A 21,964-nucleotide genomic window follows, 5' to 3' on the forward strand; every position below is an offset into this window, starting at 1 on the left:
GTCAGCTTATCCGTCGCGTCGATACGTCCAGCGCGAAGGTCACTTCCGCGCCGCGGCTGCCGGTCTCTGTCTGCGGCGCACAGGTCATCGTCAGTTGCTGCGCGGAGAACTCGAACACCTCGCAGGGCCGCGCGAAGCGTGCGCTCGTGAAGATGTGATAGTTGCGGATATACGCCTGCTCCAGCTTCATCGACAGGTATTCGATCTGCACGCCGTTGTCCGCGCCGGCCGCCTTGTAGCAGCGGATATGCGCGAGCGCGAGCAATTCGGCCTGCGCGCAGAGCTTCGCGAGCACGGGCGATGCCGAGTCCACCGTCCTGATGACGCCGAGCGCCGTCACGCGCATGTCGTTCGCGTTGAGCGCGGCGGCGTGCGGCGCGGCTTCGTAGCCTTGCGCCCAGCGCCAGCCGTGGATCTGCATCGGCGTGTCCCAGTCGCCGCGTTTCTTCGCTTCGCCCTTGACCGGCGTGTTGCTGCGCTTCGGCACGACTTGCAGGAACATGTCGTCGGATTGCGCGAGCGCGAGCAGATCGAACTGGCGCAGTGCGTCGAGCGTCAGGCTGCTGTCGGGGCGCGGCGTGTCGTGGGTGGGCATCGTGCTCGTCCGGTTATCGAAGATAAGACGGCACGCCACGAACGATTTTGAAGTTCAAAAGCAGCGGCCCCGTTTCGTTTACCGGTTGGATTGCATGCGTACGACGCCTGCAACGCACTGGACCGGACCACGACGGAGGACCGCATGAGCACCATCGACTGCTATGTGAAGATTGACGGGATCGAAGGCGAGAGCAAGCACAAGGGGGCCGAAGGGCAGATCGAGGTGCAGGGCTTCGAATGGCAGGTCGCCAATGCAAGCAATCCGACGACGGGCGGAGGCAGCGGCATCGGCAAGGCGACGCCGGGCGTCTTCATGTTCTCGCATCTCTACGACAAGGCGGCCCCCACGATCCAGAAGAGTTGCGCGACCGGCAAGCACATCGCGAGCGTGAAGTTCACGATGAGCAAGTCGGGCGACGGGCAGAAGGAATTTCTCACGGTCACGATGAAACAGGTGACGGTGTCGAAGGTCGACATGCGATGCGATCAGCGCGGTTATCCGGAGAACACGGTGGAGTTGTCGTTCGCGGATATCGAGTTCGAGTACAAGCCGCAGGACGACAAGGGCGCGATGGGCGGCGCGGTGAAGTTCGGCTGGGACGTCCGCAGCACCGAAGTCCGTTGACGGCAGCCTGAACCGGTCAGCGGATCACCATGAACGATGCCGTCGCGCAAAAGCCGCTCGTCAGCGCCGACACGCCGCTCGGCGACGACGTGCGCTTCTTGAGCCTGCGCGCGAGCGCCGAGCTGGGGCGCATGCCGCGTTGCGAACTCACGCTCGTCGCCAGGCGCGCGGACCTCGACTTCAGCCGCATCCTGGGCAAGCGCGTGAGCGTGTCCCTCACCGTGCCGAAGGCCAGGCCGCGCGTGTTCGGCGGCTATGTCGTGGGCTTTCGGCAAACCGGGATGCGCGGACGGCTGCATGTCTATGAAGCGGCGGTGCGGCCGTGGCTGTGGCTGCTCTCGCGACGCAGCAACTGCCGCATCTTTCAGAACAAGACGGTCGAGGAAATCGTGAAGGCCGTTTTTGCCGATCCCGTGTACAAGGGCCTCGAATTCGGCGAAATCAAATGGAAGGCGAATGCGCGCAGGCATCCGCCGCGCGAATACTGCGTGCAGTACCGCGAATCCGACTTCAATTTCGTGAGCCGGCTGCTCGAGGACGAGGGCATCTACTACTGGTTTCAGGACAAGGACGGCAAGGAATCACTGATATTCACGGACACGCTGGCCGCGCATGAAAGCGTCGCGGGCTGCGAATCGTTGCCCTATGGCGCGGTGATGGCCGCCGCGCCCGATGCCGAATTCGTCAGCGAATGGCGGCTGCAGCACGCAATCGAAACGCGCAACTGGCTGCTCACCGATTACGATTTCAAGCATCCGTCGCGGCCTTTGCAGAAGCAGGCCGTCAAGCAGATGGAGGGCTTCGACGCATTCTCGAGCCTGGAGCATTTCGACTATCCCGGCGGCTATGTCGAAGCGGATCACGGCGACAGCCGCGCGAAGTCGCGCGCCGACGAATGGCGCGTGGAAGGCAGCGTGCCGGACGATCCCGGCATCAACTGGCACCAGGCCGAGGGCCGCACGAACGGCAGGAGCGTGCGCGCCGGGGCGCTGCTCAAACTGCAGCGGCATCCGCGTGCGGATCAGAACGTGCAATATCTCGTCACGCGCACACGCTATGAAATAGATATTGCGGATTACGAATCATTCGACGGCGCGCAGTCGAATCGCTGCGAATGCTGGTTCTCCGCGATCGACGCGAAGCAGCCTTTCGCACCGGCCCGGACCGCACGCAAGCCGTTCGTGCAGGGTCCGCAGACGGCGGTCGTGGTGGGGCCGGGCGGCGATGAAATCTATACCGATCAGTACGGCCGCGTGAAGGTGCAGTTCTTCTGGGACCGGCAAGGCAAGCGCGACGAAAACAGCTCGTGCTGGATTCGCGTGTCGCAGCCGTGGGCCGGCAAAGGCTGGGGCGCGATTGCGATTCCGCGCATGGGGCAGGAAGTGATCGTCGATTTTCTGGAAGGCGATCCGGACCGGCCGATCATCACGGGCCGCGTGTACAACGCCGAACAGATGCCGCCGTACGATCTGCCCGCGAACATGACGCAGTCAGGCATCAAGAGCCGCTCTAGCAAGGGCGGCAGCGGCGCCAACTGCAACGAGTTGCGCTTCGAGGACAAGAAGGGCGCGGAGCAACTGCTGATTCATGCGGAAAAGAATCAGGATATCGAAGTAGAAAACGATGAGACGCATTGGGTCGGCCGTGACCGCAAGAAAAACATCGACCATGACGAAACGACAGTCGTGAAGCACGATCGGACGGAGACGGTGGGCAACAACGAAAAGATCGAGGTGGTCGTCGATCGCGACGAGAAGGTGGGGAACAATGAGACGATTGCGATTGTTAAGAACCGCACGGAGACGGTCGGGGGCAACGAGACGATCACCATCGACAAGAACCGCACGATCCTCGTCAAGATGATGGAAACGGCCAGCGTGCTGTTGCAGCGGACGCATTTTGTCGGCATCAACGAGACCATCACGGTGGGCGCGGCGCAGGAGATCGTCATCGGCGCGTATCAGACGGTGAAGATCGTCGCGTATCAGAAGGTGAGCGTCGGCGCGGATCAGACCGTCAATGTGGATGGCGGTCAGAAAACGAAGGTGGGCGGCGACCAGACGCTCAACGTGACGGGCGCGCAGACGGTCACAGTCGGCAAGGACATGGGCGAGACCATCGACGGGGCGCAGTCGAGCACGGTCAAGAAGGCGCGGACGACGTCCGTGACCGAAGACGATACCTTGACGGTGGGAAAGAACCTTCACATCAGCGCAGGCGACTCGATCACGCTCGTTACCGGCGACGCCAGCATCACGATGAAAAAGGACGGCACGATCCAGATCAAAGGCAAGAACATATCGATCGACGCGAGCGGCAAGATCAGTGTTAAGGCGGACAGCGATATCGTGATGAAGGGATCGAAGATTCTGCAGAACTAGATGAAGTAGGACCACGGTAAGTGCGGAATCGGGCGTCGATTGCGCGTGTAGTTCAACGTTACGAGGCCACCCATGCTCATCGCGATGCCTGCAATCAACCGCTCCACGACGCGACTAACCGTCCATGTTTTCGACCGCCTTTAAACACTGCCCGCAACGAATGCCTTAAAGAAAGCGACGGCGAGCAAGGCATTTTGAAAGCACAACGACGTTGCGCGGCAAGCGGCGCCGCGCAACGTTCGTCCGTTCGATAACTGCGTGCTTAGGCGTTGAATCCGCCGTCGATTGTCAGGCTTGCGCCGGTCACGAAGCCCGCTTCCGGACCAACGACATAAGCGACCATTCCCGCAATTTCATCCGGGTGCGCGTGGCGTTGCAGCGCCATGAGTCCATGAAGCGACGCAGCGAACTCCCCCGACTGCGGGTTCATATCGGTATCGGTCGGGCCGGGCTGGACGTTGTTGACCGTGATGCCACGCGGTCCGAGATCGCGCGCCATGCCTTGCACGAGGCCCTGAAGCGCGGACTTGCTCATCGCATACGCCGCGCCGCCCGGAAACGGCATGCGTTCCGCATTGCAACTGCCGATATTCACGATCCTCCCGCCGCTTCCCATGTGCGGCAAGACCGCCTTAACGGCGACGAATACGCCGCGCACGTTGATCTGCAGCGTGGTGTCGAAGTCTTCCAGCGAGAACGTTTCGACCGGTCCGAGAAACAGCACGCCGGCATTGTTCACGAGAATGTCGATCTTGCCGAACGCGGCGGCGGCTTCGTCAACTGCGCGGCCCAGCGTGACAGCGTCGCCGACATCGGCCTGCAAAGCGAGCGCACGGCCGCCTTCGCCGACGATGTCTTCCGCCAGCGCATTCGCCGAAGCGGCCGAGCCTTTGTAAGTGAACGCGACGGCGGCGCCATCACGTGCGAGTCTTCGTACGATTGCCGCGCCGATTCCGCGCGCGCCACCGGTCACGAAAGCCACCTTGCCAGAGAGAGTCGAGGTCATCTGAGTGTGTCCAGGAGAAGTGATGGACGAAGTATCGGCGCGCCGGTTGTGATTGGGTAGCAGCGATTTAGACTATGACTTTCAACCGCCGGTATCGAATGATCATGGAAGCGCTCAACTTCGTCGAATCATTCCTTCTGAGCGCGGAGCTCGGAAGTTTCTCTTCGGCGGCCAGGCGGCTCGGCATGACGCCGGCAGCGGTCAGCAAGAACATCGCGAGGCTGGAAGCGACGCTCGGCATCCGCCTGTTTCAGCGCAGCACGCGCAGCCTCACGCTGACGCCTGCCGGTGAGCAGTTCCAGCGTGAAATGTCCGAGCCGTTCGACGCGATACGCAATGCGTTCGCGGGCGCCGCCATGATCGATGGCAAGCCGGCCGGAACACTGAAGGTCAGCGTCGCGCTGGCGTTCGGCCGCGAATATCTGGTGCCGATGCTCGGCGCGTTCCTCGATCGGTACCCCGGCATCGTGCCCGACTGGCACTTCGACAACCGGCCCGTCGATATCATCGCGGAGGGCTTCGATGTGGCGATCGGCGGCGGCATCGAACTGACATCGACCATCGTGGCGCGGGAACTGGCGCGAACGCATATCGTCGTGGTGGCGTCGCCCTCGTTCATGGCGGGACGGACGATGCCGAAACATCCGTCGGAGCTTGCCGGCTTCGACGGCATCGCGCGGCGCTCGCCGACAACCGGCCGGCTGCGCGCTTGGACGCTCGTCAATCCGCTCGGCGAACGGTGCGTCGCCGAGTTCCGCACGCGCATGATCTTCGACGATCCCGAAGCGATCGCTCACGCCGCGATGCTCGGACAAGGTCTTGCGCTGCTCCCGATGCCTCACGCAACGCCGGGATTATCGAACGGCACGCTCGTGCGGCTGCTTCCCGCGTGGTATGCGGAGCAGAGCCCGATCTGTCTGTACTATCCGAAGCGCACGCTGCTTCCGGCGCGAACCAGGGCGTTCATCGAATTCGTGGTGTCGACGTTCGAGCAAGACAGGCTTGCGTCCCGGTTCGATGCGCGAATGTAAGCCATCCTTATCGATGCTTGCGCTGACCTTTACGCTGCTGCGCGAACATCGGCATCCTGCTGAGAATCCAGTCGAGCAGTTCCTGCGGACCCGCCGCGAGCGGGCGTCCCGTTTTCACGAGTAGCCTCGCCTGCGCGCTTTCGAAAAGCGGATGCGAAATGGGGATGATGGCGAGCTCGCCGCTGCCCAACTCACGATACGCGGCAAATTCGCCGATCAGCGTCATGAAATGCTCCGCCGCGACAAAGCGCTTCAACGCGCTGAGCGAGTTCGTCGTAAGCGTCGGACGAATGGCGAGGTTGTCGGTCGTCTCCAGCATCTTCACCACATGACCGATGCCGAAGCTCGGCGGCATCAACGCGAGCGGATAGTCGAGCAGGTCGCCGATCCGCGCAACGCCGCCGCGTTTCGCCAACGGATGATCGCGCCGCGCGAGCAACACCACCGGCTGCGGCGAACTCGCGCGAATCTCGATGCGCTCGTGCGGCGGCGGGTTATACGCGAGTCCGATATGCGCGCGGCTCTCTGCGACTTCGTCGAGCAGGTCGTTGACGGCGAGCATCTTCACATCGATCTGAAGGCGCGGATAGCGGGCGCAAAACGGCGCGAGCACATCGTCGACGAGCGTATCGACATAACCTTCGCTCACCGCGAGGCGAACATGGCCCTGCTGCAGGCCCTTCAACGCGTGCAACTGATCTTCGAGCTTTTCCTGTTGCGAGCGATAGCCGCGCCAGAACTCGAGCAGATGAAACGCTGCTTCCGTCGGCCTCACGCCGCGCGCTTCGCGTTCGAATAGCGTCGCGCCCAGCTCGTCTTCGAGCAGCCTGATCTGCCGCGTGATCACCGATGGCGACGTGTTCAGGTGATCCGCCGCGCCGCGAATCGTGCCGTGCGACAGCACCTCGTGGAAGTAGCGCAGGCGTTGCTGGTTGATTTCCCGCATGGCCGCCGTTCCTGTGCGTTGTCCAAAAGGCAACGATACGTGAACTTAGTTGCTCTTGCTCGCACGGTGTCGCGCGCTCAATATGCGCTCACCCGATGAGGGAAGACACCAAGGAGACGCCCCATGTCCACGATTCACATGCAATCAGGCAGCCGCGCGGTTTCGGCGCTATACAGCAGAATCAACTGGCGGCTCCTGCCGCTGCTCATCGCGTGCTACATGTTCGCTTATCTGGATCGCGTGAACGTGGGCTTCGCGAAACTGCAGATGCAAAGCGACCTTGGTTTCTCCGATGCCGCTTATGGCGTCGGCGCGGGCATCTTCTTCATCGGCTACGTGCTGTTCGAGATTCCGAGCAACCTCATGTTGCCCAGGATCGGCGCGAGGCTCACGTTCAGCCGCATTCTCGTGCTGTGGGGTATTACGTCGGCATGCATGCTGTTCGTGCGCAACGTGCCCGCTTTCTATGCCATGCGCTTTCTGCTGGGCGTGTTCGAAGCGGGCTTTGCGCCGGGCATGATCTATTACCTGTCGCGCTGGTACGGGCCGAAGCGGATGGCGCGCGCCATCGCGCTGGTGTTCGTCGCGGGGCCGATTGGCGGGGTGATCGGCGGGCCGTTGTCGGCATGGCTGATGTCGTCGCTCGGCGGGGTCAACGGTCTGGCCGGCTGGCAATGGATGTTTCTCGTCGAAGGCCTGCCGTGCGTGGCGCTCGGCGCGCTCGTATGGTTCACGCTCGCCAATCAGCCTGCGGATGCGCGCTGGCTGACGCAAGACGAGAAGCGTCTCGTGGAAGCGGAAGTCGGCGGCAACGGCGTGCATGAGCATAGGATCGATTCGTTTAGCGAAGTATTGCGCAATCCCCGTGTGTATCTGCTGGCGCTGGCGTATTTCTGCATCATCTTTCCCATCTACGCAATGAGTTTCTGGCTGCCGACGCTGCTCAAGGAACAGGGCGTCGACGACACGATGCGGCTCGGCTGGTATGTCGCGATTCCGTATGTCGCCGCGGCGATCGCCATGTATGCAGCCGGACGCCGCTCCGACACAGTGGGCGAGCGCCGCTATCACAGCGCGTTGCCGGCGCTCGCGGCGGCGGCGCTGCTGGCGGTCGCGCCATACGCTTCCGGCAATCTCGCTGCCACGCTCGCGCTGCTGACCGCGGCGACCGCCTGCATGTGGATGGCTTACACGGTCTTCTGGGCGATACCGTCGGAGACCATCGTGGGTCCGGCTGCGGCGGGCGGCATTGCGCTCATCAACACGATCGGCCTGTCCGGTGGATTCTGGGGCCCGGCGGCGCTCGGCTGGGTCAAGTCCGCGACCGGCAGCACCGGCGGCGGGCTGCTCCTGATGGCCTGCATGGCGGCGCTTTCGTGTGTGCTGATCCTCACCAACAGGCACGCGGTCGCCGCTGCGAAGCCGCGCGCCGCCTGATCTTGCATCGACGACCACACGAGAAGGAGCATCGACATGAAGATTCTGATCGCAGGATTCCAGCATGAAACGAACACCTTCGCGCCGACGAAGGCCACTTACCAGAGCTTCATTCAGGGCGAAGGCTTTCCGCCGATGGCGCATGGCGCGGACGTGCTGAGCCTGCGTGACGTGAACGTGCCGGTCGGCGGCTTCATCCAGTGGGCCGAGGCGCACGGCCACGACTTGCTGCCGGTGATCTGGGCGGGCGCGAGCGCATCGGCGCATGTGACGACGGATGCGTACGAACGCATTGCGGGCGTCATCGTCGATCACGTGAGAAAAGGCGGTTTCGATGCGATCTATCTCGATCTGCACGGCGCGATGGTGACCGAGCATCTGAACGACGGCGAGGGCGAGTTGCTCGCGCGCGTGCGAAGCATCGTCGGCGATGCGATGCCGCTCGTCGTATCGCTCGATCTGCATGCGAACGTGACGTCGCGCATGGTCGAACTCGCCGATGTGCTCGTCGCCTATCGCACGTATCCGCATGTCGATATGGCCGAGACCGGGCTGCGCGCGGGGCAATTGCTTGCGCGGCGCATCGCGCATGGCAGGCCGTTCGATCGCGCGATGCGCCGCGTGCCGTTCCTGATTCCGGTGAACGGCATGTGCACGCTCGCCGAGCCGGCGCGCGGCATGTACGCTGCCCTGGAAACGCTTGAGCACGATGTTATTTCGTTATCCTTTGCGCCGGGATTTCCGGCGTCCGACTTCGACGAATGCGGGCCCGTGTTGTGGGGCTATGCGCCCGATCGGCAATCGGCGGATCGTGCGGTCGATACGCTCTACACCCGGCTCGTCGATGAAGAAGCGCGCTGGGACGTGCCCTTCCTGTCGCCCGACGAAGCGGCCCGCGAAGCCATCGGCGCGAGCCGCGATGCGGGCGGCCCGGTCATCATCGCGGATACGCAGGACAACCCCGGCGTGGGCGGCGATTCCAACACGATGGGCATGGTCCGCGCGCTGCTGCGCAACGGCGCGCGCGATGCCGCCGTAGGCGTCATCTGGGACGAGCATGCGGCGAAGGCCGCGCATCGGGCGGGCGTGGGTGCGCGCATCCGGCTTGCGCTCGGCGGCGGATCGAACGTGCCGGGCGACTCGCCGCTCGAAGGCGAATTCGAAGTCGAGCATCTCTCCGATGGCCGTTTCCGTTTCGACGGCCCCATGCTCAATGGCATGACCGGCGAACTCGGGCCGACCGCGTGCCTTCGTATCGAAGGGGTGCGTATCGCGGTGAGCAGCATCAAGATGCAGGTTTTCGATCGCAACCTCTTTCGCGTCGCGGGCATCGAACCCGAGCGCATGAAGATTCTCGTGAATAAGAGTTCGGTGCATTTTCGAGCCGATTTCGAGCCGATCGCCACGCGCATTCTCGTGGCCAAGGCGCCCGGCCCGATGGCCGCCGATCCCGCCGATCTGCCGTGGCGCAAGCTCGATCCGCGTATGCGCGTGCGCCCGATGGGACCCACGTTGTCCGCGCTGCGCGCATCGGCTGCCTGAAACAAGTTAGCGTCACTAACAAAAAAGGAGTCTTGGAATGACGGAAAACATCAATGCATGGCGCCGCCGCTTCCTCGGCACGACCATCTCGAGCGTCGGCGCGATGCACCTCGGCTTGAGCGATTTCGCGCGTGCGCAGACCTCGAAACCGGCGCGTGCGTCATCGTCGGCGGGCTTCGCCGACATACGCCAGATCGATGCCGGCGTGCTCAACGTGGGATACGCGCAAGCGGGTCCGGCGAACGGTCCCGTCGTGATCCTGCTGCACGGCTGGCCGTACGACATCTACAGCTTCGCCGACGTGACGCCGCTGCTGACAGCGCAGGGTTATCGCGTGATCGTGCCGTATCTGCGCGGCTACGGCCCGACGCGCTTCCTGTCCGCCGACACTCCGCGCAACGGTCAGCAGGCGGTCGTCGCGGTGGACATCATCGCGCTGATGGATGCGCTCGAAATCCAGCAGGCCACGTTCGGCGCGTTCGACTGGGGCGCGCGCACCGCGAACATCATCGCGGCGCTGTGGCCAGAGCGCGTGAAGTCGATGGTATCGGTCAGCGGCTATCTGATCGGCAGTCAGAAGGCGAATCAGGCGCCGCTGCCGCCCAAAGCCGAGCTCGCGTGGTGGTATCAGTTCTATTTCGCGACCGAGCGCGGGCAAGCGGGCTACGAGGCGAATCGTCAGGGCTTCAACAAGCTCATCTGGCAACTCGCGTCGCCCAAATGGGATTTCGATGACGCGACCTACGACCGCTCCGCCCGCGCCTTCGAGAATCCGGACCATGTCGCGGTGGTGATCCATAACTATCGCTGGCGCCTCGGTCTCGTGCAGGGTGAGCCGCAATACGACGCGCTCGAGCAGCGTCTCGCCAGCGCCCCGGCGATCAGCGTGCCGACCATCACGATGGAAGGCGATGCCAACGGCGCGCCGCATCCCGACCCGTCCGCTTATGCGAAGAAGTTCACGGGCAAGTACAGGCATCGCAATGTGTCGGGAGGCATCGGGCACAACCTGCCGCAGGAAGCGCCGAAGGCGTTCGCGGATGCGGTGATCGAGGCCGATCACATGTGAAATCGCGCGTCCGAGCGGGACTGTGCCATTCGGAAAAAATGACTTGGTATTTGTTTCCGATGTGCGAGTGCCGCGCCGGTCCCGCGATCGGCCCGAACGCAAACTTGAGTGAAGCCCTTAATATCACTCAAGTATTAATTACTAGTTACAACGTTTGTATCCGCAAACGTTTCCCGTTAGGGGCGATATGTGAGCAAATTTTTCGCGCGAGTATGTCGTGCGAAAGTTTTCAACTTATTTTCAGACGTAAAAAAGTGTAACGACGACAGGTAAAAAGGAAATCAATATAGTTCAGATCATTGAACTTAACGGTCCTCCTTACCTGTCATGAAAAACGCAGAAAAACACGGTCGGCAAGCATTACCTGATTCATTGACGGATGCGCCCGTCACGCGCCGCAAGTTTTTGTCCTTATTGATGGCCGGCGCTGGCGGTGCGGCCTTGTCTGCCTGTGGTGGCGGTTTCGATTCCGCATCCGATGGCTCGGGCAGCGTCGTCAACGGCGTGGCGAAGGCGAGCACGGTGTCGCTTTCCGGTGCCACGATTCCGCCGGCCGCATCCATCACCGATAGCACGGGCACGGTGTGGACGCTGGTGGGCGGCCGGGTGATGAAAAACGGCGTGGGCGTGTCAACCGGTTCGAGCGTCGCGCAGGCGCTGATCCTGTACTTCAACGGCATCATCTACGCGCAGAATTCCAGCGGCGTCTGGTATCAGAACGGCTCGCCGTGGAAAAACATCGGCACGACCGATCCGCGCAACGTGGTCAAGCCGTCGAACACGTCGCTGTTCTACGGCATCAACGGTCACATGGCCTGGGGCTCGGGCATCTACTACACGATGACCGCCGAGCAGCAACTCGCCATCCTCAAGGACCTCGGCGTGACGATGTATCGTTGCGACACGGCCGACGCCGGCATGTCGACGACGCTTGCCATGGCGCTGCGCGGCTGCTTCGCGGGCAGCGGTGTCGGCATCATGCCCGTGCTCAATCCGCGTTCGGCGGGCTGGAACCCGACCGGCACGGAAGCCGCTGCCTATTCGCTCGGCTATGACCTCGCCGTGCGCTGCACGCAGCCGCTGAAGGGCCTCGTCACGCATATCGAATGCGGTAACGAACTGGATACCATCGGCTTGCAGGTCGGTGGCGACGGCAGTCAGACATCGGACTGGAGCCCGTCGCAGTGGCCGGCGTTCCGTGGCGTGATTCGCGGCATGATCGCGGGCGTCAAGGCGGTCGATCCGACCATCAAGTGCGGCGTGAACGTCGGCATTCCGATGGCGTATCGCGCGCTGCAAATGCTGTGGAACGGCATTTCGCCAAACGGCACGGCAACGGGCGTGTCGGGCGCGGCATCGCTGCAGTGGGACTACACGACGTATCACTGGTATCACAGCTCGGGCAAGATCGAGTGCGCGGGTCGCAACAACGCATGCATCAACGTGCTGCAAGTGCTGAAGGACTCGTTCAACGTGCCGATCTGGCTGACGGAATGGGGCTGGTCCGGCTCGGCGGATTCGCCGGCGGCGCAATCGGCCTATGTGCAGGAAACGATGGCGTCGTATTACGCGATCAAGGACAAGTACAACCTGGAATGCGTGATGATGTACGCGGTCATCGATCCGAATTACGGGCTGATTCAGGCCGATGGCGTGACGAAGAATCCGGCGTACGCGACGTTCAGGAACTTCATCGCGGCGAATCCGGTACCGGCGGTTTGAAGAAGGCGATGCGCCTTCGGGCCGCAAGGTCATCCGGCATAATGCATCGACCAATACGAACCATGTCGAGGTGTCGATGCTGCTGTCTGAACAGAACGTACTCGTGACCGGTGGCGCGCGCGGCCTGGGTGCGGCAATCGTCGAAGCGCTCGCACGCGAAGGCGCGGGCGTCGTCGTGAATTATCGCCGCAGCCAGAACGAGGCCGTGGCGCTGGCGGAGCGGCTCGGTCCGCGCGTCGTGGCCGTGCAGGCGGACGTCACGGATGCGTCTTCCGTTGCGCGCCTCTTCGACGAGGCGCGCGCACAAACCGGCCGGCCGGTGCATGCCGTCGTGAACAACGCACTCGCCGATTTCAGCTTCGATGGCGATGCGCGTCCGAAAATCGGCGACATCGCATGGACGCGCTTTCAGCAGCAGATCGACGGGGCGCTCAAGGGTGCGCTCAATACCATTCAGGCCGCATTGCCCGATATGCGCGCCGCCGGCTTCGGCCGCATTGTGAACGTGGGCACGAATCTCTTCCAGAACCCGGTCGTCCCGTATCACGATTACACGGCGGCGAAAGCGGCGTTGCTGGCGTTGACGAGAACCGCATCGAACGATCTGGGTCCGGACGGCATCACCGTGAACATGGTGTCGGGCGGCCTGTTGCGCACGACCGATGCGAGCAGCGCGACGCCGGAGGCCGTCTTCGACATGGTCGCCGGGTTCACGCCGCTGCGCCGCGTCACCACCCCGGCCGAATTCGCCGACGCCGTGCTGTTCTTCCTCTCGCCGTGGGCGCGTGCGGTGACGGGTCAGAACCTCGTCGTTGACGGGGGACTGGTCAAGGGCTGACGCAACGTCAGACCTCGCTTCGCTTCAACAGATAGTCGAGCCCGCCCACGCGATACCAGCGATAACCGAACGGTTCCAGCACGACACTGTGCTGGCCGTTGGCGTTGCCTTCACTGTGATCGTCGGAGAGCAGGTTGACGAGCCTGCCGCTTTCCGCCGCCGCCGGGCCGACGCGGAACTTGACCGTGCACGCGGCCGCGCCGAAGTTGTGCAGGCACACTACCGAGTTGTTGCGCCAGTCGTAGCGCAGCGCGAGCACGTCGTCACGCGACGTGCGGAGAATCGCGAAGTCGCCCCAGCTGATTTCGGGTACTTCCTTGCGCATGCGGATCATGCGCTCCATCCAGTTCAGGAGCGAATCCGGGTCCCTTCGCTGGCTCGCGACATTCACGCGCTCATAACCATACGGTCCGCCTGAAATCACCGGGCTGACCGGGCGCCCATGCTTCGTGAAGCCGGCGTGCGGCTCGGTCGACCACTGCATCGGCGTTCGCAGGCTTTCACGTTCCGGCAGGCGCAGATTGTCGCCCATGCCGATTTCATCGCCGTAACGCACAACCGGCGTTCCCGGCAGCGTGAACATCAGGCTGTATGCAAGCTCCAGACGGTGACGGTCGCCATCGAGCATCGGCGCAAGACGGCGGCGGATGCCGCGTTCGTAAAGCTGCATCGACGGGTCGGGGCCGAACGCGGCGAATACCGTCTCGCGCTCTTTCGGCGACAAGCGGCCGAGATCGAGTTCGTCGTGGTTGCGCAGAAAGACGCCCCATTGCGCAGTCGATGCACGCGACCTGGTCGCTTCGAGCGCTTTGCGCAGCGGCGCGGTATCGGCGCTCGCGAGCGCGTAGAACGTATTCTGATTGACCTGAAAGTTGAACATCATCTGCAGCCGCTCGCCGGCATCGCCGAAGTACTGCATGTCGGTGTGAGGCAGCACGTTGGCTTCCGCGAGAATGGTCGCGTCGCCTTCGCGCCACTGCAGGAACTCGCGGAACATGCGCAGCATGTCGTACTGCTGCGCGGGCTTCTTCACTTGCGCACCCTTGGTGGCGATGACGAACGGCACCGCGTCCATGCGGAACCCCGAGACGCCGAGCTGAAGCCAGAAGCCCATGATCTTCAGCAGTTCGGCCTGCACGTGCGGATTCGCGGTGTTCAGGTCGGGCTGGAAGTCGTAGAAGCGGTGGAAGTACCACATGGCCGCTTGCTTGTCGTAGGTCCAGGTGGACTTCTGCACGCCGGGAAAGACCACGCCGTCGTCCGCGCCGACCGGCCGCTTCTTCGACCATACATACCAGTCGCGATACCTGGAGTGCTCGTCGCGCCGCGCTTCCCTGAACCACGGATGCTGATCCGACGTGTGATTCACGACGAGGTCGATCAGCACGCGCAGGCCGCGCTGACGGCACGCGTGAGTGAATTCCGCGAAGTCGCCGAGCGTGCCGTAGCGCGGGTCGACGTTGTAGTAGTCGGAGATGTCGTAGCCGTTGTCGCGGCCGGGCGATGGCTGGAAGGGCATCAGCCAGATGGTGGTGATGCCGAGGCCCTGAAGATAGTCGAGCCGGCGCAGCAAGCCCTGAAAATCGCCGACGCCGTCGCCGTTCGCATCCATGAACGCGCCGACGGACAGGCAGTAGATGACCGCGTTCTTGTACCAGAGATCGTTGAGCATGCGCTTTGATCGAGGCCCGGTTCGTGTGCGTCCGAGTGTAACCGTGATTCATCCGGGCGGGCAATGCGGGAACGCGCGGCTTTTACGTGACATCCAATGCCGTGTCTGCCACTTCATCCGAGGAGAGGTCATATGAAAAGCATTCATTTCGCGCTCGCGGCGGCGCTCGCGTGGACGAGCATCGCGTGCCATGCGCAAGGAGCGGCGCCGACCGATCCGCAGATCGCGGCGATCGTCGTGACCGGCAATCAGGTCGATATCGACGCGGGCAAGCTCGCGGGCGACAGAACGAAATCGAAGGACGTGAAGGCATTCGCGCATCAGATGGTCACGGATCACACCGCTGTCAACAAGGCCGCGACCGACCTGGTGAAAAAGCTCGGCGTGACGCCGGAAGACAACGCGACGAGCCAGAGCCTCAAACAGGGCGGCGACATGAACATCGCCAGACTGAAGGGCGTGTCGGGGGCGAGTTTCGACAAGGCGTATATCGATCACGAGGTCGCCTATCATGAAAGCGTGCTCGATGCGCTCGACAAGACGCTCATCCCGAACGCGAAGAACGCAGAACTGAAGGCGCTGCTCGTGAAGGTGCGGCCGGCGTTCGTGGCCCATCTCCAACACGCGCGGCACGTGCAGGCGGAACTCGCGAAGAACGGTGCGTGACATGCGCCTGCTGATCTTGCTGATCTTGCTGATGAGCGCGCTCGTGCTGCCGGCCGATGCTATCGCGGCGACGCATGTCGTCGTGATCGAAGGCATGCGTTTCGATCCGCCTGCATTGACGGTGGCGCGCGGCGATCGCGTGGTGTGGATCAACAAGGACCTGTTACCGCATACCGCGACCGCCGACGCGAAGGCGTTCGATTCGCACGACATCGCGGCGAACGCTTCGTGGAGCTATGTGGCGCGCGATGCGGGACATTATGCGTATTCCTGCGCGCTGCATCCCGCGATGCACGCGGTCCTCGACGTACGGCAATGACGACGATGATTCCGGCGACAGACAGCACCAACGACGAACTCGCCATGGCGCGGCGCATCGTGGCGGGCGACCGCGCCGCGTTCGAAACGATGATGCGGCGGCATAACCGCCGGCTATATCGGCTCGCGCGCGCGACCTTGCGCAACGATGCCGAAGCCGAAGACGCGCTGCAGGATGCGTATCTGCACGCGTATCGATCGATGAACCAGTTTCGCGGCGATGCGCAGTTGTTCACGTGGCTCTCGCGCCTCGTCCTGAACGAATGCTTCGCGCGATTGCGGCGTTCGTCGCGTCGTCAGAATGTGATTCCTATCGTGGATGCGCCCGACTTCATCGACCATGCCGATACCGCACGCACGCGCGACGATGCCCCCGACGAGGCGCTGGCGCGTGCGCAAGTGCGCGCGTTGCTCGAACGCAAGCTCGATGAATTGCCGGAACTGTTCCGCGTCGTGTTCGTGCTGCGATCGATCGAGGAGATGAGTGTCGAGGAGACCGCGCAGTGTCTGAACATTCCCGAAGCGACGGTGCGCAGCCGGCATTTTCGGGCGCGCAGCCTGTTGCGCGAATCGCTTGCGCAGGCCTTCGATCTCGCCGAGCGCGATGTGTTCGAATTCGGCGGATCGCGTTGCGATCGCATCGTTGCGAACGTCCTTTTCAAGCTATTTGGTGGCGCCTCATAGCAATCATGCCGTGTTAAGCTTTCGCTTCTCGCTGGGGAGTAGCCGGCTTTCCGTCACACGGAAAGCGCTCATGTCAACACACTCGGTCCATCCATTCGGATCGTGGCATGAGCAGCCATCAAAGGTTGGCAAGACCATCGACGGAACGCGCCTTCAGGTCGGGCGGCGCGTTGCGTCGTCGATCTTCGCCCGACCAGAGCCCCGTTCGATGAACCTCGCCTCCACGATCTTCCTCGCCTTCGCCATGTCCACCGACGCCTTCGCGGCCGCCGTCGGCAAGGGCGCGAGCCTGCGCAAGCCACGCGTCACCGAAGCGCTCAGAACGGGCGTCATCTTCGGCATCATCGAGGCGATCACGCCGCTCGTCGGCTGGGCCATCGGCAGGACGGCGGCGCAGTACGTCACGGCGTGGGATCACTGGATCGCGTTCGGGCTGCTGCTGTTGCTGGGCGCGCGCATGATCCGCGAAGGCTGCGGCAAAGCCGGCCACGCGGACGAGAAGCCCAGCGCGCATTCGTTCTGGGTGCTGGCCGCGACCGGCTTTGCAACGAGCATCGATGCGATGGCCGTCGGCGCGGGCCTCGCTTTCATCGACGTGGATATCTTCTCGACGGCCGCGACAATCGGTTTTGCGACGATGCTGATGGTGACCATCGGCGTGATGATCGGCCGGGTCGTGGGCGCGACCATCGGCAAGCGCGCGGAGATCGTCGGCGGGCTGGTGCTGATCGGCGTCGGCAGCATGATTCTCGCGCAGCATCTCGGCTACGTCCGTTGAGCGCCGAGGCTGCGCTCAGGCCGCTTGCCCGGCGCGGCGCGTCACATGTTCGACCATCCGCTGGGCCGCCGGCTGCAACAGGTCGAAGCCCTTGAAGCAGACCACGAAGCGCCGTTCCGCCCAGGCATCGACGAGCGGAATGACCGCGACGCCGAATACGGAGCGATACGTCGCCGCGACCTCCACCGGCACGACGCTGATGCCGAGGCCCGCTGCGACGACACGAAACGCCGCATCGAAACTGGACACGATCACGCGATACGACAGCGTCTTGCCGACGCTTGCGGCGGATGGCCTGAGCATCGTATGGACGGCGGTTGACGGCAACAGCCCGACGTGCTCGTACTGAAGCGTGTCCTCGAAGCTCACGCGTGTCTCGTTGGCGAGCGGATGATCGGGATGCACGGCGAGCGCGAGCCGGTCGCGTCGATAAGGCTCGTGCTGCAAGATGGCTGATCGTTGACGGCGCGCTGGTGGTGATCGCAAGCGGCATCGCGTTCGGTCAGGCCCGCTCGGTGCCGATGCTGATCGCGCTGGGCGTGCTCATCAGTCTCGCGGGACAGACCATCTCGGTGTGCTATCACGCCTATCAGGCCGAGCTTTTCCCGACCGCCATCCGTTGCCGCGCCAATGGGCTGGTGTACTCGGCGAGCCGCATCGGCGCCATGATGTCGGGCTTCATCATCGCGGCGCTGTTGCGGGATTTTGGCGTGGTCGGCGTGTTCGCGGGCATCACCGCCTGCATGCTCGTGGTCGTGCTCTCCATCGGGATATTCGGACCCCGAACGAACGGCAAGCGTCTCGAGGAGCTGTGTCACTGAAGCGATCGATGCACGCGGCGGCGCGTCACTTGCCGTACATGTCGAAGTCGAAGTACTTCGCCTCGATCTTGCGATACGTTCCATCGCGCAGGATGTCCGCCATCGCGCCATTCAGCGCGTCGCGAAGATCGGGGTCTGATTTGCGGACCCCGGCGGCATCGCCGTCGCCCATGATCTTCGGGTCATAGACGACATCGCCCGCGAACGCGAAGCCCTTGCCCGCCGGCGTCGCGAGAAAGCCGAGCTTGCCTTGCACGGCGTCCATCAGCACGGCATCGACGCGGCCCGCGGTCAGGTCCGCATACGCCTGGTCGTAGCTCGGATACGCGACCACATCCACGCCCGACGCCGCCCATTTCTCACGCGCGTACGTCTCCTGCACCGTGCCTTGCTCGACGGCGACGCGCTTGCCCGCGAGCTTCGATGCCTCAGGCAGCAGATGCGCGCTTTCCTTCGCGATCAGACGGGTCTGATTGCGATACAGCCGCTCGGTGAAGTCGATTTGCTGGCGGCGCTTTTCATTCGCGGCCATCGACGACAGGATCACATCGAACTTGCGCGCCTGCAGTCCGGGAATGAGGCCGTCGAAGCTGCTCTGCACCCACACGCATTTCGCCTTCAGCTTCGCGCACAGCGCATTGCCCAGGTCGATATCGAAGCCCTGCACCGCGCCGTCCTTCGTGACGGATTCGAACGGCGGATAGGTCGGATCGACGCCGACGCGGATCGTGCTCCATTCCTTCGCCGTCGCCATCGTGCTGGCCGCCATCAGGGCGAGGGCGGCGGCGGTCATCATCGTCTTTGCGCGTGGGGTATTCATTCGGCTTCCTAAGTATGTTTCGGTGTGGTTGGCGGTGTTTGCAATCAGCTTGGAAAATCGCCGCGCGTGAAGGCGTCGTTGACGGCGATGGAATCGGCGATCTCGTCGACCGTGACGGGCTTGATCGGCGCGCGGATGCGGTAATAGCCGACATCGCCGACCGGACGTTGCTGCACTTGCGCGATCAACTCGCCGACCGTCGTGCCGCACCATCGGCCCTGACACGGCCCCATGCCGCAGCGCGAGAACGCCTTCATCTGATTCGGGCCCTGGCAGCCGAGCGCCGCGATACGGCGAATCTCGCCCGCGCTGATCTCTTCGCACCGGCACACGGTCACGTCATCGGCGGGGCGGCGCAGCGCAGCGGGCGGCGTGTACAGCGCATCGAGCAGCGGGCGCACGGCGAGATGGCGCTTCATCGCGCGCAAGGCAGGGCGGCTCCTTGCATCGCGCGACGGGGCATCGAGTGCACCGAGTTCGCGCGCGATGTCGAGCGCCGCGAGCGTGCCAGCGTGCATCGCGGCCTTCGCACCGCCGATGCCCGCGCCATCGCCCGCAATCCAGACATGTTCGACACTGCTTCTGCCCCGCGCATCCGTGCGCGGACGCCAGCACGCGGACGGCGCATCCCACTCGTGCTCGCAGCCGAGCGAGCGGGGCAGTTGTGTCGATGGAATCACGCCCTGATGCAGCAGCACGAGCGGCGTGTGGATGACCTGCTGCGCGCCGCTCGCATCGATGAAACGCACGCGTTCGGCGCGGCCTTCGCCTTCGATCGAGAACGCGCTCGCCCCGCGATGAACCGGGATGCCAGCGCCTTTCACCGCGCGCATCATGCGCAGGCCCTTGAGCAGATAATCCGCGCCGGCAAGCGCGGGCAGCGCATGCGGTAACGCGGTGCGCCACGCGTCGAGCGGCGTGGTGTCGATGATCGCGCGCACGCGGCGCCCCGCTTCGAGCAATTGCGACGCGAAAAGCCACAGAAGCGGGCCGCTACCCGCAAGCACCGCATCCTGCGACGGCGCGAGTCCCGACGACTTGACGAGCGTCTGCGCCGCGCCGATGCCCAGCACGCCCGGCAACGTCCATCCCTTTACGGGCCACGGACGCTCCTGCGCGCCGGTGGCGATCAGCACTGCGCGCGCCGCGACTTCGAGCGTGCCGCCGTGTTCATCGTGGGGCTTACGCGTCAGCATCGCGATGACGCGGCCGTTCTCGAACGCGATCTGCCAGACCGTGCATCGCACGAGATGCTTCGCGCCGCTGCCGGTGAAGCGTTCGATGAGCGCGCGGCCTGCGAGATAGTCGTCGCCGAGCACGGTCGCATCGGCGAGCGGCGACTGCGCGGCGTCGCGATAAATCTGTCCGCCGGGCGCGTGGCTCTCGTCGGCCACGACGACATCCAGCCCCGCCGCGCGCGCTTCGATCGCGGCCGACATGCCCGCCGGTCCCGCGCCGACGATCAGCAGATCGCACGTCGCCTGCGTCATGCGAGCCTCGCTTTGCCGCTCATCGCGCGCACGCGCATGCCGTCGCGCACGCGCGTCATGCACGCCTGCACGTTCGGCACGCCATCGACTTCGACGAGGCAGTCGAAGCACACGCCCATCATGCAAAACGGGCCGCGTGCCGTGCCGGCGACGGGCGTCGTGCGGCACGACGCCGCGCCGCTTTCCAGCAACGCGGCGGCGATGGAGTAATGCGTGGGCACATGCCGCTCGGCGCCGTCGATGTCGATGCGCACCGTGCGCGCAGGCAGGGTTGCGAGAGGTTCAAATAGCGTGGGCATCGGTCGATTTGGAAAAACGTGTGGCGACGAAAGGATCAAGAATCGAGGGCTTGCCGCCGCCCGCGATCCACGGCGCGATGACGTCCGCGTGCGCGGCGGCGAGCGTCACGCCGCTGTGGCAGATGGCGAGGAATGCGCCGGGATGCGCGGACGATTCCTCATAGACCGGCAGGCCGTCCGGCGTCATGATGCGCAGCGCGCCCCACGACCGCACGATGCGTGCAGCGCCGAGCAGCGGGAACGCGGTGCGCGCGCGCCGCGCGATATCGGCCATTACGGCGCGCGTCTGGCCGTCGTCGAAGCCGACCTGTTCCGCGGAATCGCCGAGCAGGACGGAGCCTTCGCGCGTCTGACGCACGACGAGCGTCGGATAATCGAGGAACGGCGCGAGGCGCTCCGTCACCATGATCTGTCCACGCAGCGGCGTGATGGGCGCGTGCATGCCGATCATCGGGGCGAGGCGCGCGTTGTCGAGACCGGCGGCAAGCACGACGCGTTCTGCTTCGAGCGTGCCGTTCGTCGTATCGACTTCGAAGCGGCCCGCGCGCGGGCGAATCTCCCGCACTTCGTTATGAGGCAAATACGTGCCGCCATGAAGCCGGAAGGCCTGCTGTATCGCGCGCAGCGTGTAGAGCGGGCTCGCGTGGCCATCGTGCGGCGAGTACAGCGCGCCCGCCAGCGCATCGGATGCCGTCGGCACCCGTGCCTTCAGCGCCTTCACGTCGAGCACTTCATAGGTCAGCGACGCATCCTGTGCGCGGATCGATTCGAGCAGGCGATGCCCGGCGTCGAGCTGTTCGGCGGTCTCGCACAATTCGATGCCGCCGGGCCGTTCGAAGCCCGCATCGACGCCGGTTGCGCGCTGCAATTGCGCCGCGAACGCGCTCCAGCGTTCCGACGATTCGCGCGACCACTGCGCATAAGGCAAGCAGCGGCCGCCTTTGCCCTGCACCCATACGAGCCCGAAGTTGCCGCGCGCCGCGCGGTGCGCCGAGTCCGCGCCGTCGCACACGGCGACGCGTTTGCCCGTCCGCGCGACGCCATACGCGATCGCCATGCCGACGAGCCCGCCGCCCGCGACGACCACGTCGAAATGGCGCGCCTTGTTATGGGCCTGCTTTTCGTGCATCGAATGCATTTCCTGCCTGTAAGAAGTATTCGACGACACTTTGAACAAGACGAAAATCGGCGTCAAATGCCGGTTCGTGCGTCGCCTATAATC

At 63.9% G+C, this 21,964-nt stretch carries 20 protein-coding genes, 2 pseudogenes and 1 riboswitch; of the genes and pseudogenes, 13 read left to right on the forward strand and 9 right to left on the reverse strand.

Features of this window, described 5'->3' with window-relative positions; all coding sequences use genetic code 11:
* Window position 1: 1 nt before the first annotated feature.
* Window positions 2-595 (reverse strand): type VI secretion system tube protein Hcp, encoded by a 594-nt coding sequence (locus P9255_RS00785; RefSeq protein ID WP_309768356.1) that lies wholly within the window; start codon window positions 593-595, stop codon window positions 2-4.
* Between the two features lie 144 nt (window positions 596-739).
* Between P9255_RS00785 and P9255_RS00790 the strand changes: the two genes are divergently transcribed.
* Together P9255_RS00790 and P9255_RS00795 are read left to right on the forward strand one after the other, a co-directional pair.
* Window positions 740-1,222, forward strand: a complete 483-nt coding sequence (locus P9255_RS00790) for a type VI secretion system tube protein Hcp (protein ID WP_309768357.1) — start codon at window positions 740-742, stop codon at window positions 1,220-1,222.
* A gap of 29 nt (window positions 1,223-1,251) precedes the next feature.
* Complete coding sequence (locus P9255_RS00795) at window positions 1,252-3,603, forward strand: type VI secretion system tip protein TssI/VgrG (protein ID WP_309768359.1); 2,352 nt, start codon at window positions 1,252-1,254, stop codon at window positions 3,601-3,603.
* Between the two features lie 262 nt (window positions 3,604-3,865).
* Here P9255_RS00795 and P9255_RS00800 read toward each other — a convergent pair whose 3' ends face one another.
* Complete coding sequence (locus P9255_RS00800) at window positions 3,866-4,609, reverse strand: SDR family oxidoreductase (RefSeq protein ID WP_309768360.1); 744 nt, start codon at window positions 4,607-4,609, stop codon at window positions 3,866-3,868.
* A 104-nt stretch (window positions 4,610-4,713) separates the two neighbouring features.
* Here P9255_RS00800 and P9255_RS00805 point away from each other — a divergent pair, with 104 nt between their 5' ends.
* Window positions 4,714-5,640: a LysR substrate-binding domain-containing protein gene (locus P9255_RS00805; RefSeq protein ID WP_309768361.1), complete on the forward strand. Its 927-nt coding sequence runs from the start codon at window positions 4,714-4,716 to the stop codon at window positions 5,638-5,640.
* Window positions 5,641-5,647: 7 nt separating this feature from the next.
* Here the strand turns inward: P9255_RS00805 and P9255_RS00810 are convergent, their stop codons facing one another.
* Window positions 5,648-6,586 carry a LysR family transcriptional regulator gene (locus P9255_RS00810; protein ID WP_309789030.1) on the reverse strand — a complete coding sequence of 313 codons (939 nt, stop codon included), beginning with the start codon at window positions 6,584-6,586 and terminating at the stop codon, window positions 5,648-5,650.
* A 123-nt stretch (window positions 6,587-6,709) separates the two neighbouring features.
* Between P9255_RS00810 and P9255_RS00815 the strand changes: the two genes are divergently transcribed.
* The 5 genes from P9255_RS00815 (at window position 6,710) to P9255_RS00835 (ending at window position 13,194) form a co-directional block, all read left to right on the forward strand.
* On the forward strand, window positions 6,710-8,023 hold the full coding sequence (locus P9255_RS00815) for an MFS transporter (RefSeq protein ID WP_309768364.1): 1,314 nt from the start codon (window positions 6,710-6,712) through the stop codon (window positions 8,021-8,023).
* A gap of 36 nt (window positions 8,024-8,059) precedes the next feature.
* On the forward strand, window positions 8,060-9,565 hold the full coding sequence (locus tag P9255_RS00820) for a M81 family metallopeptidase (RefSeq protein ID WP_309768365.1): 1,506 nt from the start codon (window positions 8,060-8,062) through the stop codon (window positions 9,563-9,565).
* 37 nt (window positions 9,566-9,602) lie between these two features.
* A complete protein-coding gene (locus P9255_RS00825) occupies window positions 9,603-10,634 on the forward strand; it encodes an alpha/beta hydrolase (protein ID WP_309768367.1) in 1,032 nt (343 codons plus the stop codon).
* Window positions 10,635-11,075: 441 nt separating this feature from the next.
* Window positions 11,076-12,356: a glycosyl hydrolase gene (locus P9255_RS00830; RefSeq protein ID WP_309789031.1), complete on the forward strand. Its 1,281-nt coding sequence runs from the start codon at window positions 11,076-11,078 to the stop codon at window positions 12,354-12,356.
* A 76-nt stretch (window positions 12,357-12,432) separates the two neighbouring features.
* Entirely contained in the window at window positions 12,433-13,194 is a 762-nt protein-coding gene (locus P9255_RS00835; protein WP_309768370.1) for a 3-oxoacyl-ACP reductase, read from the forward strand.
* A gap of 7 nt (window positions 13,195-13,201) precedes the next feature.
* Here P9255_RS00835 and P9255_RS00840 read toward each other — a convergent pair whose 3' ends face one another.
* Window positions 13,202-14,866 carry an alpha-amylase family protein gene (locus P9255_RS00840; RefSeq protein ID WP_309768372.1) on the reverse strand — a complete coding sequence of 555 codons (1,665 nt, stop codon included), beginning with the start codon at window positions 14,864-14,866 and terminating at the stop codon, window positions 13,202-13,204.
* Window positions 14,867-14,998: 132 nt separating this feature from the next.
* Here P9255_RS00840 and P9255_RS00845 point away from each other — a divergent pair, with 132 nt between their 5' ends.
* The 4 genes from P9255_RS00845 (at window position 14,999) to mntP (ending at window position 17,312) form a co-directional block, all read left to right on the forward strand.
* Window positions 14,999-15,532 (forward strand): DUF4142 domain-containing protein, encoded by a 534-nt coding sequence (locus tag P9255_RS00845; protein ID WP_309768374.1) that lies wholly within the window; start codon window positions 14,999-15,001, stop codon window positions 15,530-15,532.
* A gap of 1 nt (window position 15,533) precedes the next feature.
* The gene (locus P9255_RS00850; RefSeq protein WP_309768375.1) at window positions 15,534-15,851 is read left to right on the forward strand and encodes a cupredoxin family copper-binding protein; all 318 of its coding nucleotides are present in this window, start codon (window positions 15,534-15,536) and stop codon (window positions 15,849-15,851) included.
* Window positions 15,848-16,534, forward strand: coding sequence for an RNA polymerase sigma factor (locus tag P9255_RS00855; RefSeq protein ID WP_309789032.1), 687 nt, complete (start codon window positions 15,848-15,850; stop codon window positions 16,532-16,534). The genes P9255_RS00850 and P9255_RS00855 overlap by 4 nt, the downstream gene beginning before the upstream one ends.
* Window positions 16,535-16,555: 21 nt before the next feature.
* A riboswitch (yybP-ykoY riboswitch) is annotated at window positions 16,556-16,732 on the forward strand.
* Window positions 16,733-16,742: 10 nt separating this feature from the next.
* Window positions 16,743-17,312 (forward strand): manganese efflux pump MntP, encoded by a 570-nt coding sequence (gene mntP / locus P9255_RS00860; RefSeq protein ID WP_309768378.1) that lies wholly within the window; start codon window positions 16,743-16,745, stop codon window positions 17,310-17,312.
* Between the two features lie 15 nt (window positions 17,313-17,327).
* Here the strand turns inward: mntP and P9255_RS00865 are convergent.
* A pseudogene (locus P9255_RS00865) lies at window positions 17,328-17,759 on the reverse strand (LysR substrate-binding domain-containing protein); the annotation flags it as partial.
* Here P9255_RS00865 and P9255_RS00870 point away from each other — a divergent pair.
* Window positions 17,759-18,133: pseudogene (locus P9255_RS00870) on the forward strand (MFS transporter); the annotation flags it as partial. The pseudogenes P9255_RS00865 and P9255_RS00870 sit on opposite strands and share 1 nt — an antisense overlap.
* A gap of 25 nt (window positions 18,134-18,158) precedes the next feature.
* On the opposite strand, the gene P9255_RS00875 reads toward P9255_RS00870, so the two are convergent.
* From P9255_RS00875 to P9255_RS00890, 4 genes are read right to left on the reverse strand one after another with little or no spacing between them, the layout of a single operon-like run.
* Entirely contained in the window at window positions 18,159-18,953 is a 795-nt protein-coding gene (locus P9255_RS00875; protein WP_309789033.1) for an ABC transporter substrate-binding protein, read from the reverse strand.
* Window positions 18,954-18,997: 44 nt separating this feature from the next.
* The gene (locus P9255_RS00880) at window positions 18,998-20,443 is read right to left on the reverse strand and encodes an NAD(P)/FAD-dependent oxidoreductase (RefSeq protein ID WP_309789034.1); all 1,446 of its coding nucleotides are present in this window, start codon (window positions 20,441-20,443) and stop codon (window positions 18,998-19,000) included.
* Window positions 20,440-20,742: a (2Fe-2S)-binding protein gene (locus P9255_RS00885; RefSeq protein WP_309768382.1), complete on the reverse strand. Its 303-nt coding sequence runs from the start codon at window positions 20,740-20,742 to the stop codon at window positions 20,440-20,442. The genes P9255_RS00880 and P9255_RS00885 overlap by 4 nt, the downstream gene beginning before the upstream one ends.
* Window positions 20,726-21,871: an FAD-dependent oxidoreductase gene (locus P9255_RS00890; RefSeq protein ID WP_309768384.1), complete on the reverse strand. Its 1,146-nt coding sequence runs from the start codon at window positions 21,869-21,871 to the stop codon at window positions 20,726-20,728. Before P9255_RS00890 ends, P9255_RS00885 begins: the two co-directional genes overlap by 17 nt.
* Between the last annotated feature and the right edge of the window lie 93 nt (window positions 21,872-21,964).

This window comes from Caballeronia sp. LZ019, from assembly GCF_031450825.1.
GTDB lineage: Bacteria > Pseudomonadota > Gammaproteobacteria > Burkholderiales > Burkholderiaceae > Caballeronia.